The sequence below is a fragment of the Bacillus sp. FSL L8-0528 genome (assembly GCF_038593085.1).
In the GTDB taxonomy this organism is placed as follows: Bacteria; Bacillota; Bacilli; order Bacillales; family Bacillaceae; genus Bacillus; species Bacillus paralicheniformis.
Genome location: NZ_CP151961.1, coordinates 2,353,526 through 2,366,399 on the forward strand (window position 1 = coordinate 2,353,526; position 12,874 = coordinate 2,366,399).

The 12,874-nt window shown below is 47.8% G+C and carries 14 protein-coding genes; all 14 read right to left on the reverse strand.

What is annotated here, in order from left to right; all coding sequences use genetic code 11:
• Positions 1 to 6: 6 nt before the first annotated feature.
• Positions 7 to 810 (reverse strand): tryptophan synthase subunit alpha, encoded by an 804-nt coding sequence (trpA, locus tag MHI30_RS11895; RefSeq protein WP_075754127.1) that lies wholly within the window; start codon positions 808 to 810, stop codon positions 7 to 9.
• A complete protein-coding gene (gene trpB / locus MHI30_RS11900; protein WP_075754125.1) occupies positions 779 to 2,005 on the reverse strand; it encodes a tryptophan synthase subunit beta in 1,227 nt (408 codons plus the stop codon). Before trpB ends, trpA begins: the two co-directional genes overlap by 32 nt.
• Positions 1,986 to 2,642, reverse strand: a complete 657-nt coding sequence (locus MHI30_RS11905; protein WP_003182976.1) for a phosphoribosylanthranilate isomerase — start codon at positions 2,640 to 2,642, stop codon at positions 1,986 to 1,988. The genes trpB and MHI30_RS11905 overlap by 20 nt, the downstream gene beginning before the upstream one ends.
• A complete protein-coding gene (gene trpC / locus MHI30_RS11910; protein ID WP_003182978.1) occupies positions 2,642 to 3,400 on the reverse strand; it encodes an indole-3-glycerol phosphate synthase TrpC in 759 nt (252 codons plus the stop codon). Before trpC ends, MHI30_RS11905 begins: the two co-directional genes overlap by 1 nt.
• On the reverse strand, positions 3,393 to 4,409 hold the full coding sequence (trpD, locus tag MHI30_RS11915) for an anthranilate phosphoribosyltransferase (RefSeq protein ID WP_003182981.1): 1,017 nt from the start codon (positions 4,407 to 4,409) through the stop codon (positions 3,393 to 3,395). The genes trpC and trpD overlap by 8 nt, the downstream gene beginning before the upstream one ends.
• Positions 4,381 to 5,928 carry an anthranilate synthase component I gene (trpE, locus tag MHI30_RS11920; RefSeq protein WP_003182982.1) on the reverse strand — a complete coding sequence of 516 codons (1,548 nt, stop codon included), beginning with the start codon at positions 5,926 to 5,928 and terminating at the stop codon, positions 4,381 to 4,383. The genes trpD and trpE overlap by 29 nt, the downstream gene beginning before the upstream one ends.
• Before the next feature lie 245 nt (positions 5,929 to 6,173).
• Positions 6,174 to 6,557: a chorismate mutase gene (gene aroH / locus MHI30_RS11925; protein WP_003182984.1), complete on the reverse strand. Its 384-nt coding sequence runs from the start codon at positions 6,555 to 6,557 to the stop codon at positions 6,174 to 6,176.
• The gene (aroB, locus tag MHI30_RS11930) at positions 6,554 to 7,642 is read right to left on the reverse strand and encodes a 3-dehydroquinate synthase (RefSeq protein ID WP_003182987.1); all 1,089 of its coding nucleotides are present in this window, start codon (positions 7,640 to 7,642) and stop codon (positions 6,554 to 6,556) included. The genes aroH and aroB overlap by 4 nt, the downstream gene beginning before the upstream one ends.
• A complete protein-coding gene (gene aroC, locus MHI30_RS11935; protein WP_003182989.1) occupies positions 7,642 to 8,814 on the reverse strand; it encodes a chorismate synthase in 1,173 nt (390 codons plus the stop codon). The genes aroB and aroC overlap by 1 nt, the downstream gene beginning before the upstream one ends.
• Positions 8,815 to 8,885: 71 nt before the next feature.
• On the reverse strand, positions 8,886 to 9,653 hold the full coding sequence (locus MHI30_RS11940; protein ID WP_003182992.1) for a protein-glutamate O-methyltransferase CheR: 768 nt from the start codon (positions 9,651 to 9,653) through the stop codon (positions 8,886 to 8,888).
• A gap of 139 nt (positions 9,654 to 9,792) precedes the next feature.
• Positions 9,793 to 10,239, reverse strand: coding sequence for a nucleoside-diphosphate kinase (ndk, locus tag MHI30_RS11945; RefSeq protein ID WP_003182994.1), 447 nt, complete (start codon positions 10,237 to 10,239; stop codon positions 9,793 to 9,795).
• Positions 10,240 to 10,363: 124 nt separating this feature from the next.
• Complete coding sequence (hepT, locus tag MHI30_RS11950) at positions 10,364 to 11,326, reverse strand: heptaprenyl diphosphate synthase component II (RefSeq protein ID WP_003182996.1); 963 nt, start codon at positions 11,324 to 11,326, stop codon at positions 10,364 to 10,366.
• 29 nt (positions 11,327 to 11,355) lie between these two features.
• Positions 11,356 to 12,054 (reverse strand): demethylmenaquinone methyltransferase, encoded by a 699-nt coding sequence (locus tag MHI30_RS11955; protein WP_003182998.1) that lies wholly within the window; start codon positions 12,052 to 12,054, stop codon positions 11,356 to 11,358.
• A gap of 2 nt (positions 12,055 to 12,056) precedes the next feature.
• The gene (locus MHI30_RS11960) at positions 12,057 to 12,833 is read right to left on the reverse strand and encodes a heptaprenyl diphosphate synthase component 1 (RefSeq protein WP_003183000.1); all 777 of its coding nucleotides are present in this window, start codon (positions 12,831 to 12,833) and stop codon (positions 12,057 to 12,059) included.
• Positions 12,834 to 12,874: the final 41 nt, after the last annotated feature.

A 12,874-nucleotide genomic window follows, 5' to 3' on the forward strand; every position in this document is an offset into this window, starting at 1 on the left:
GTCACCTCATTTTACCATGTACGATCCGCTAAATGTCTTAGCGTATGCCTCAAACGCCTTTAAGGCTTGTTCCCTTGTCTCAGGGGCGATGAGTTCGTCTTTCAGCTCTTCGATCTTTCTGACAAGGGCGCTTCCCACGACAACGCCGTCCGCCAGTTCATTCATCATCTCCACTTGTTTGGAGCTGGAAATCCCAAACCCAACGGCAACCGGGACGGAGCTCATTCCTTTAACTGACCTGATAAATGAAGAAACAGAATCTTCGAATTCATTGCGCACACCTGTCACACCGAGCGAAGAAACGCAATACACAAAACCTTCCGCCTGCTGCGTTATTTTTTGAATGCGCGATTCGCTTGTCGGCGCGACCAGCGAAATATAGGTAATCCCGTGTTTTTTACACTGCTGCTGCAAATATACGCTTTCCTCAAAAGGAAGGTCCGGTACAAGGAGTCCGTCTAGCCGATTTTGTCGCAGTAAAGCGAAAAAGTGATCTGTATCTAATTGTAACACAGGATTATAATACGTAAAGAGAATAATCGGAATATGGACGCCGTTTTTTTTCATTTCACCGCCAAGCCTGATCGCTTTTACGATGTTCATGTCGTTGTCAAGCGCCCTTTTGGACGCGCGCTGAATCACCGGGCCGTCAGCGAGCGGATCAGAATACGGAACCCCGAGTTCAAGGGCGGACGCCCCCGCCTCTTGAAGGGATTTCGCCAGCTCGATCGAGATTTCAGGCAGCGGATCTCCCGCTGTAATAAACGGAACAAGTAACTTATCGGACGGCTGTTTTTTCAGATTGAACATCTTGATTCACCTCTTCTTCCAACACCTTCATCAAGGTATGGACGTCTTTGTCTCCCCTGCCTGAAAGGCAGACGAGAACACTTTTCTCTCTCGGCAGTTCTTTAGCGATGTCAAATGCTTTTGCCAAAGCATGGGCGGATTCAATAGCCGGCAAAATGCCCTCTGTCTCTGTCAGCAGCCTTAATGCCGAGACCGCTTCATCATCAGTGACTGATTCATACGTGACGCGCCCTGTTTGATGAAGATGAGCGTGCTCGGGGCCGACCCCCGGATAATCAAGTCCTGCTGAGATGGAATAAGGCTCAATGATCTGTCCGTACTCGTCTTGAATCAAGTAGGTCAAAGAACCGTGGATAACGCCTTTTGTACCCTTTGTGATCGTGGCCGCATGAAGAGGTGTGTCAACACCTTTTCCCGCAGCTTCGACTCCGATCAGTTCAACAGTTTCTTCAATGAACGCGCTGAACATCCCGATCGCATTGCTTCCGCCTCCGACACAGGCGACAACTTTATCGGGGAGGCTTTGCTCCAATTGATAAAACTGCGCTTTCGCCTCTTCGCCGATCATCCGTTGAAATTCGCGGACGATATAAGGATACGGATGCGGCCCGACGACGGAACCGATCATGTAAAAATGGTCCTGGCAATGCTGAACCCAGTAGCGGATCGCTTCGTTTGTAGCATCTTTTAATGTCCCGTTTCCGCTTGACACCGGGACGACCTCCGCTCCCAAGAGCTTCATCCGGAACACGTTCAGCGATTGTCTGGCAACATCTTCCTCCCCCATGAAGACGATGCATGATAAGCCGAACTTCGCGGCGACAGTCGCCGCCGCCACACCGTGCTGGCCTGCACCGGTTTCAGCAATGAGCTTTGTTTTTCCCATTTTCTTGGCCAGGAGCGCCTGGCCGAGGGCATTGTTGATTTTGTGGGCGCCTGTATGGTTTAAATCTTCTCTTTTTAAGTAAATCTTCGCTCCGCCCAGCTGCTTAGTGAGCTGGTCTGCGAACGTCAAAGCCGTCGGCCTGCCTGAGTAGTCATTTAAAAGCTTTTGATAATCCTTTTGAAATGAAGGGTCGTCTTTCAGTTCAAGAAACGCTTTTTCGATTTCTTCCAAAGGCTGCATGAGTGTTTCCGGGACGAATTTCCCGCCAAAATCACCAAACCTGCCTTGTTCATTCGGATATGAATACATGTTCGAACATCCTTTCTTCTAAAAGGCTGATCAGCTTTTCGCTTTTTCTGCCTCTTTCTTCGATTCCGCTTGCCAAGTCGATTCCCGGCGGACGCCGCTTTAAAAGATCTGCGATTGTGTCCGGGTTCACGCCTCCGGCGATAAACAGGCGCTTGCCTTCTCTTTGGGCTGCATCTATATACAGCGGGACGCTGTCCCACGAAAACGAAACACCCGTTCCCCCTCTCATCCCTTTGACAGACGAGTCGATGACATACCCGTCGATGTAAGGTGCGAAAGAAGCCATGCTCTGTACGGTATCATTCCCGTGAGGGAGCGCCTTCCATATCTCGCAGTCTGTCATGCTTTTAAGCCGCTTGATGTCTGCCGCCGTTTCATCTCCGTGAAGCTGGATCACGTCCAAGCCTGCATCTTTTACGATTTCAGCCATTCGGCTCATGTTTTCATTAACAAAAACGCCGACAAGCTTTTTACCTGGCGTATCCGTTTCGCCGCACCACCGTTTCACATCCGCCGGGTCTACCGACCGTTTGCTTTCGGCGAAAATAAATCCGAGATAATCGGCTTTCGAGCGGGCTGTCACCTTTAAATCTTCCAATGAATGAATCCCGCAATATTTTAGACTCGGTTTCTTCATCAGCCGTCCTCTCCGAATAACGCATAGACAGCCTTCAGCTGTGACGTCTCTCTCATCAGCGATTCGCCGACAAGCACGGCTTGGGCTCCGCACGTTTTTACAAAAGTCAGGTCTTCCGATTTTCCGATGCCGCTTTCGCTGATGAGAACGGTCCCCGGCGGAACGAGTTTCGCCATTCGCTCCGTTTGTCCGACGGTCGTTTCAAAGTTTTTTAGATTTCGATTGTTTACGCCGATGATTTCGGGTGTAAAGACATTTAAAATGCCCTCAAGCGTCTCTTCGCCATGTACTTCGACGAGCACATCCATGCCTTTTTCAACGGCTTGCTGATAGAGTTCAAACAGCTTTTGCGGTTCAAGCGCTTCACCGATCAGCAGGATCGCATCCGCTCCGATGCGGTCCGCTTCTTCAACCTGAATGGAATCAATGATAAAATCCTTGCGCAGCACAGGCAGGGAAACCGAGCGTTTCACATCTGACAAATAACTGTTCTTCCCTTGAAAAAAAGGTGTATCTGTCAGAACAGACAAACAATCGGCTTTAGCCTGTTCGTATTGTTTTGCGATCTTGACGGGCTCAAAACCCTCCTGAATCACGCCTTTTGACGGAGAAGCTTTTTTCACCTCCGCAATTAAAGCGACAAACCGGTTCGGAGAAAGGAGCGCTTTTTTAAATGACCGCTTTGGCAGTTTTAAATCTTCCGGCAGCTTGATCTTTAGGATGTCTTCTCGTTTTCTATCAATAATTTGATTAAGCATACAACTCTTCCTCTTTCTGTTTTAATCGCTCCAGCTGATTGAGCGCTTCACCGCCAGCAACAGCTTCTAAAGCGAGCGCAACGCCCTCTTTTAAATCCGCTGCCTGTTCTGCGACGTATAAAGCGGCTCCGGCATTAAACGCTGCGATATGAACAGCCGAGTCCGGACCGCGGTTTTTCAAAATATCGACGATCAGACGGCCGCTTTCTTCAGGCGTCGCCACCTGAATGTCTCTCAGCCTTCCGAGAGGCAGTCCAACATCGCCCGGCTCGACGGTGTATTCGTATGTTTTGCCGCCTTTCAGTTCAATTACATCTGTCGGCGATGTGATCGACAGTTCATCAAGACCGTCCCGGCTCGAAACAAACAATACGTGCTCCGGTTCAAACGCTTCAAGAGCGCGGGCCATAAGCTTTGCTTTTTCGATCGAGTAGACGCCGATCACCTGGCGTTTGGCCTTCATCGGGTTGCTGAGCGGGCCGAGCAGATTGAATACGGTTCTAAAAGCCAGATCCTTCCTCGCGCCTGCCACGTGCTTCATGGAAGAGTGATAGCTTGGCGCATACAGGAATCCCATATTTCGGCGTTCAATGCTCTTAATCGTTTCTTCAGGCGACGTCTGAATAGAAACGCCGAGATATTCGAGAACGTCAGCGCTCCCGCTTTTTGAAGAAACGGATCGATTACCGTGTTTTGCGATTTTTGCCCCGGCTGATGAAGCGATGATCGCAGCCGCTGTGGAAATGTTGAAGGTGGAGCTTCCGTCTCCTCCGGTTCCGCACGTATCAACAACATGCTCCGGTCCGTCTATTGTATGCGCCTGCTCCCGCATGGCTCTGACAAATCCCGTAATCTCTTCAGCCGTTTCTCCCCTGTAGGCGAGAACGGACAGGAGGCCTCCGATTTCCGCAGCGCTCAGCGAGCCGGTCATCATGTCGCGCATGATGCTGTGTGCCTCGATTTCATTCAGTGTCCGTCCGTTAACGCATGATTTCAGCAGTTCGTTCATTGCCGTCCTCCCCCTTTTCGAGAAACGTTTCTTCTGCGATTTGAATCGTTTTTAACAGAGCCCCTGCTTTATTGCAGGTCTCTTCCCATTCTTTTTCAGGCACGGAGTCGGCTACGATGCCCGCCCCGGCCTGAATGGACGCCACTCCGTTTTTCACGCTCATCGTCCGGATCGTGATGCACGAATCGATATTTCCGTCAAATCCGATGTAAGCAATGCATCCTCCATATGTTTCCCTCGGTTCGGGCTCAAGCTCATTTAAAAGCTGAATCGCGCGGATTTTCGGAGCGCCGGTCAAAGTTCCGGCCGGAAATGCGCTCATTAAAGCGTCAACCGGGTGGACACCCGCTTTTAAAGTGCCGGTTACGATCGAAATGATGTGCATGACGTGCGAAAAGGAAACGATTTTCGTAAACTCGGGCACTTGGACAGACCCGTACTCAGCTACTCTGCCGATATCATTTCTCGCCAAATCGACAAGCATGTAATGCTCCGCTTTTTCTTTCTCATCAGCCAATAGTTCTTTTTCAAGCCGCTTATCCTCAGCCTGATCACCGCCCCTTTTCCTTGTGCCGGCGATCGGATGGATTTCAAGATGGCCGTTTTGAACATGGATCAGACGTTCGGGCGAGCTTCCGACGAGATCGCGGTCAGGAAGCCTCATGTAGTACATGTACGGGGACGGGTTGATCATTCTCAGCACTCTGTATAACTCAAAAGAACCGACCTTCACCGGAATGTCGAACCTTTGCGAAAGGACGCCTTGAAAAATGTCTCCCGCTTTAATGTATTCTTTCAAGCGATCGACATCGGCCAAAAACCGGGATTTCTCATATGTTGATTGAATCCCTTCAAAGCTGGGGGCCGTGTGCCGTCCTTGCGGAAGAAACAGCTCTTTCGGCGTTTTCCGGTCTGACAGCCTGTGTGTAAGCTGCTTGAGCTCTTCTTTCCCCTTTTTGAAAATGCGGCGCTTTTCCTCCCTATTTTCACTGCCTTCAAGCCTTGTATAGTGGATGAAATGCAGCTTTTTCAGTTCGTGATCATAAGCGATCATCGTCCGGCAGACAAACAGGAGGCATTTTGCCATTTCCGTTTCTTTGCTGTGCCCTTTGATGGACGGTTCAATGAGCGGCATTAAATCGTAGCTTAAATAGCCGACCGCTCCTCCTGTAAACGGGATGTCGAGCTCAGGCGCTTTGATCGAATACGTCTCCGACATCCATTCGAGAACGTCTTTTAACTGTGAAGCCGAATAAAGCTTCTTCTGCTTTTGATCGCAGGCGTGAAACCGGCCGCGTTCTTCTTTGATCGTCAAAAAGGGGTCAAGGCCGATGAAAGAATATCTTGACCATGCAGAGGTTTCATCCTGGCTTTCCAGCAAATAGACGATGTCTTCCTGCAGCTTCTCGACCAATTGAACGGGCGTCAGCGTATCGACGGAAAAACTCTCAATAATCGGTATCGTTTTAAAGTGTGAAGAATCCTCTGAAAAAGAGGCAAAATCGGTTTGCAGACTCAACTATCTCTCACTCCCTTTCAGGCGGAGAGAATGAGAAGAAGGCCTTTAGAGGACAAATGATTGAATTGACGAGGGGAAAACGAAACAAACCCAAAAGAACAGCGTCTTTTGGGTAGAATGAATAAACGTTTTGTCTCAACTCAGCTCATCTCAACTCATTCTCAATCTACCCTAGTCTCATACTCAGCTTTTCTAAACTAAAACCCATACACACTCCTGTGTATTTCAAGGTTTCTACAATCGTATTACAATTCAGTATTTTTTGTCAATGATAAATCAGGTCTGAGCGTTACTGCATTTTCCAAATAAACATGGCGGACTTCATCCTGCCGCATATCCGTCTGTACCGTCATCATCACTCTGATGCATTTTTTAAGGCCGTGTTCAACATCCATTTCCTGCATGCACATGACGGGCACATGCTGCCAGCCGTCAAACGTTCTGACGACCTTCGCGGGAAAAGCAGCGTGTATATCGGAAGTAGCAGAAATTAAGATCTGTACGACTTGTTCAGGTTTGAGTCGATTTTCATCGATCATTTTTCCGATCAGCTGCTTCGTCCGCTCCGTAATGTCTTTTTCTGTATCCCGGTCAATGGTCGTCGCTCCCCGAATACCGCGCATCATCATTTGTCTCCCTCCAATCTCCACATATTCAGCCATCGTTCGATTTCTTCGGCTTTAAAGGAGTGCAGCCGCACACTGCCGATCTTATCCAGAAGGACAAACTGAATGATGCCTCCGCGTGTTTTTTTATCGTTCATCATTCGATTGATAAGGGCTTCTGTTGAAACTTCGCGTTTCACGCTTTCCGGATAGCCGAGATTTTTCAGCCAGGCGGCGATTTTCGTACGGTCAACAGGACAATTCAGCACCTTCTCGCTGACAAACAAAGCAAATTGCATGCCTAAAGCGACGGCATCGCCATGGGTGATCTCTCCGTAGCCGTATTCGGCTTCAACGGCGTGGCCAAGCGTATGCCCGAAGTTCAAATAGGCCCTGATTCCCTGTTCGCGTTCGTCTTGTGAGACAACTTCCGCTTTAATCGAAATGCCTTTGTAAACCATTTCACTGAGCTGGCCGGTCGTAATCGCTTCTATTGAATCAAGTTTAAGCAATTCGTTCAAGAAAGATTCATCACGGATAAATGCGTGCTTAATGACTTCCGCAAGACCTGAACGCATTTCTTTTTCCGGAAGCGTGCTCAGGCATTCGGTGTCATATACCACCGCCTTCGGCTGATGAAAAGCGCCGATTAAGTTTTTTCCGAGCGGGTGATTAATGGCCACTTTCCCTCCGACTGCGCTGTCATGAGACAGCAGAGTCGTTGGGAATTGCACATAATCGATGCCCCTCATAAAAGTTGAAGCGACGAATCCTGCAAGATCGCCGACAACACCGCCGCCCAGCGCCACAATGCATGACGAGCGGTCAAGGTGAAATTGAATGGCTTCCGTCTGGAGCTTCATAAACATATCGATGGATTTGGCCTGCTCGCCGCTTGGCACCGCAACCTTTTTGACGGGCCATTTGCTGCGGAGAAGACTGAACAGCTCTTCTCCATAGCGTTTATCAACTTCTTCGTCGGTGATCAAAAGCAGTTTCGTCATCGGAAGGTTCAAGGATGACAAAAGCTCTGCCGCGTTTTTTCTAATGCCTCCCCCGATGAATACCGGGTAGGACAAAGAAGCGGTTTCGATTTGAAGTGATTTCATTAAAACTCCCTCGCAAGCTTTCTCATTTTCTCAACATTTTCAGCGATCCGGTCCATTTGGTCAACGCCAAACTGCTCGACGATCGCATTTGCGATTTCCCATGCAACAACCGCTTCAGCCACCACGCTTGCGGCAGGGACAGCGCAGGAGTCGGAACGCTCGATGCTCGCTGTAAACGGCTCTTTTGTCTCGATATCAACGCTTTTAAGCGGTTTGTATAACGTTGGAATCGGCTTCATCACACCTCTGACGACAATCGGCATTCCCGTTGTCATTCCGCCTTCAAGACCGCCGAGACGGTTTGTTGCCCGCGTATAGCCTTTTTCTTCGTCCCAGATGATTTCGTCATGGACTTCACTGCCGTTTTTGCGTGCGGCTTCAAAGCCGATGCCGAATTCAACCCCTTTAAAAGCATTGATGCTCAGTACGGCGGCTGCAAGCTTGCTGTCGAGTTTTCGGTCGTAATGGACATAGCTGCCGACTCCTACCGGCACCCCTTCAACTATCACCTCGACGATTCCGCCGATCGAATCCCCATTTGCTTTTGCTTCATCGATCGCGTCCATCATTTTCCTGCCCGCTTCTTCGTCATAGCATCTGACAGGGGACTCTTCGGTTACTTTTTTCAAGTTTTCGATAGATTCGTAATTTGTTTTTTCAGCTTTTACTCCGCCGATCTCCAGCACGTGGCCGGCCACTTGAATGCCGAGCTGGGAAAGGATCTTTTTGGCGACGGCTCCTGCCGCTACACGGACGGTCGTTTCTCTGGCAGATGAACGTTCAAGCACGTTGCGCATGTCTCTGTGCCCGTATTTGATCGCGCCGTTCAAATCGGCGTGCCCCGGTCTCGGCCTTGAAATCTGTCGTTTCATTTCGCTTTCTTCTTCAGCCGTGATCGGCTCTGAACCCATGATTTTCGTCCAGTGTTTCCAGTCATTGTTTTCGACGACGAGAGCGATCGGCGATCCAAGAGAACGCCCGTGTCTTACACCGCTTGTGATCCGCGCCTGGTCTTTTTCGATTTGCATCCGGCGTCCGCGGCCGTGGCCTTTTTGACGTCTTTGAAGCTCGTAATCGATGTCTTCTTTTGTGATATAAAGCCCCGCTGGGACTCCTTCGATAATTGTCGTAAGCTGCGGACCGTGAGATTCACCGGCTGTTAAATACCTCATGCTTTCGTTCTCCCTTCATCACATTAACGCTTTTAAGTAAAACTATAACATAACCCTTTATAAAAAGTCAGCTAACTTTTTTGATAGAAAAACGTATCTGTCGATTGAAAACCGTATTTTTCCGGATTGAAGATCTGTTCCGTGCTTCCGACAAACAAAACCCCCTTATTCTTCAGGCTGCCGCTGAACTTATGATAGATCTTCTCTTTTGCTTCCTCCGTAAAATAAATGAGCACATTGCGGCATACGATGATATCAAAATCTTTCTCATACGGATCAGCCAGTAAATTGTGCTTTTGAAAGCGGATGTTTTTCCTGATCTCGTCTTTGACTTTAAAGCGGTTTCCGTCTTGCGTAAAATAAAGTTCTTTCATCTCTTTCGGCACTTCCTGCAGGGACCTTTCCTGATATACGCCTTCTTTCGCTTTCTGAAGGACTTTGTCATCGATATCTGTTGCGATAATCTGATAGTCTGTGAGGCCTTTCTGTCTGCTTAAAATCATTGATAATGTATAAGGCTCTTCCCCGGTTGAACAAGCCGCGCTCCAAACTTTCAGCGTTTTCGCAGGCTTTAAAAGCGGCAGGATCGTTTTTTCGAGAACCTCCCACCTCTTATAGTTTCTGTAAAATTCTGAAACATTGATTGTCATTCTGTCCAATGTTTCCTGCAGAAGAGCTTCATTCTTTTCTAAAGCGAGCGCAAACTCGCGGAAATCGCCGTATCCTTTTTTCTCATATAGAGACGTCAGTCTTCTTTTCATTTGCGCCTCTTTGTACAATGCCAAATCCACACCAGTCATTTTTTTCCATTTATCAACGAAGAAACTGTAATTGTCCATGTTTTCTCTCCTAATCGTCGTGCTGATATGAGTACAATTATAGCTTGTTTTCTTTTAAATTTGTATCTTTAAAAGAAAAAAGCCCGCCCGCCGGCAGCCATTCTATTCCATATAAAAAAATCAGCTTTTCAGCTGATTTTTAGTAAATCCATTGATTCATTAATTTCTCGTCTTCAACAAGTTCGTCCTCTTTAAAAAACAAGTTGATTTCGCGTGCTGCACTTTCAGGAGAATCTGAACCGTGAATGATATTTTTTCCGACAAACATGCCGAAGTCTCCGCGGATTGTACCTGGAAGCGCTTCCTTAGGGTTCGTCTTCCCGATCAGCTGTCTGGCGACCGCGATTGCGTCCTCGCCTTCCCATACCATGGCGAATACCGGGCCTGAAGTAATAAAGTCGACAAGTTCGCCGAAAAACGGTTTCCCGTTATGTTCTTTATAATGCTCGCCTGCCGTCTCTTCTGAGACCTTCATCAGCTTGGCTCCGATTAATTGTAAGCCCTTACGTTCGAATCTTAACAAAATTTCGCCGATCAGCTGACGCTGAACGCCGTCAGGTTTTACCATCACAAAGGTTTTTTCCATAGTCGATTCTCCACCCCGCTAATATGTATAGGCTTTCAACACTACAACAGAAATATAGCATTTTTCAAACAATTAATCAATAAAGGGTGGAGAATATTCATACTTTCGACTCATTTGACGTTTTTTAGAACTTTCGCTTGCCGATGTATTTCGCAATTTGGCCCAGTGCCGTCCGCGCCCGGTTTTTCGGGAGCGTTTCAAGCAGTTCGAAAGCCTTGTTTAAATACATTTCACTGACCCTGAACGATTGTTCAATGGCATCCGTTTTCTTCAGCTCTTCGATCACTGGCTTGATCTGTTCTGGAGTGGTTTCACTGTTGACCAGCATCAGGCGCGCTTTTAGCTCAGGCGATTTCCGTGCATATAATACGGGAAGCGTGACATTCCCCTGAAGCAGATCGCTGCCCACAGGCTTGCCAAGCTCTTTTTCGCTTGAGGTGAAATCGAGGATGTCATCAATAATTTGATAGGACATGCCGACATAATAGCCAAACCAGTACAACGTTTTATGAATGTTTTCACCCGCACCAGCAGCAATGGCCCCTAGCTGGCAGCTCGACGCGATTAGAAGTGCTGTCTTGCGCCTGATTCTTCTCAAATAGGTTCTGAGATTTTGCTCCATATTATATTTATCTTTAATTTGTTCAATTTCTCCAAGACAGACTTCGACAATCGCCTTGGACAAGATTTCATGGGCTTTCGGTTCGTTTATTTTTGTCATCGCTTCAAGTGAGCGAGCGAACAAATAATCACCTGTATACATCGCAATCCGGTTATCCCACTTCGCTTTGATTGTCGGCTGTCCTCTTCTCAGCTCCGCATCATCGATGACATCGTCGTGTACGAGCGAAGCCATATGTATCAATTCCAACGAAACGGCAACATTTTTAATTTTGCTGATGTCGTATTCGCCGAACATGCCGGAAAGCAGGACAAACACGGGACGAATCCTCTTGCCTCCGGCCTGCAGCAAATGCAGGCTCGCTTCACTGAGCAATGGATAGTCGGAGTGCACGGTCTTTTCAAGCTCTTTTTCTATTAATTCAATATCGTCATTCAAAAAAGAATAAAACGTTGTCAATTTCATATCGATTCACCCGAGTATTTCTGTAGTCATCATCGCTTCCAGCCGACATGTGTTGCCGCTACGCCGCCTGTGAACGGATGATATTGAACATTTTTTAATCCAGCCTCTTCAAACAACGCGGCAAGCTCTTTCATACCAGGAAATTCCCTGGCCGATTCCTGAAGCCATGAATACTCCTTGAAGCTTTTGGCAAAGAGCTTTCCAAACATAGGCATAATGAAGCGGAAGTACAGGAAGTATAGCTGTTTGAACCCGAACATTTCAGGCTGGGACGTCTCAAGGCATACAACCTGGCCGCCGGGTTTTACCACGCGCGCCATCTCTTTTAATACGGTTAAATAGTCGGGAACATTGCGAAGCCCGAAGCCGATGGTGACATAGTCGAATGTATTATCCGGGAAGGGCAGTTCCATCGCATTGCCGTGGATCAATTCGATCTGGCTGTAGCTTTCCGTTTTTTGTTCGGCGATGCTCAGCATGTTTTTGCTGAAATCAAGGCCCTTGATTTCCCCTGTCTCTCCTGCCGCATCAGCGAGCGCGATCGTCCAGTCTCCCGTCCCGCAGCAGACGTCAAGCGCTGTGGCTCCTTTTGGAACGTTCATGAGCTGCATCGTTTTGTCGCGCCATTTTTTATGCTGTTTAAAGCTGATGACGGAGTTCATCTGGTCATAATTTTTATAAATCTTTTCAAACACGCCATGTACGCGCTGTTCTTTTGACTGCACCATGATTACCCTTCTTCCACTTTCTGATGATAAGTTCGTTTTTCAGGCCGAATTTCCTGCAGGCGTTTCAGAAGCCATTTTTGGACGGCGGGCTTTTTGGCAAGCGACTGGTTGATCGCAAGCTTGGCTTCTTTATAAGCCGCAGCAGCCAGCTGTCCGCATGAAGCCTGTCCTTCCGGAAACTCTTTCTGTATGATCGTCTCCAGCAGCCGGGAATCTGAAGCTTTTTCTTCGGCCGCAAACCTTTTAAAGACAAGAAAGTCATTGGCGGCTGTTTTCCAGTGAGGCAGGTAAAAGTGGTCGGCGAGATGGTGAAAAAGTGCAGCTTCCACTATGCTGACGCTTTTTTTCAGGCTGTCTGCATCTTTTGCGGAATGGTCGTAAAGCCTGATTTTGTGTTCGTTTATTTCTTTGATGGCCGCAGCGAGCGTCCGAATCATATAAATATCCTTCATACCCGATAACAGCGAGTAGTACATGCCGCTGAAGTAATCACCGGCCAATACGGTCAGCTGGCGGTTTTTATAATCGTCCTGTTTAATTGAAGCTGCGGTCGTGACTTCATCATGGGTATCAAGGGCTGTTTGAACAAGCATCGCCGTTAAGATGTAACTTTCCTTGTCAGCTTCTTTTAAATCCGTTTCCTCAAACAGAGCGTAGAAAAGAAACAGCTTATCCTCATCAACTTTCGGCGCAGTCAGATGCTTCGCCAAATATGGATGTGAAAGCTTTTGATTCAGCTTGATTTTCAAATAAGATAATTGTCCGTAGATGTCTTGCAAAGATATCACCCTTGTCCCAAAATTCGCAGTTTTTCTTTTGA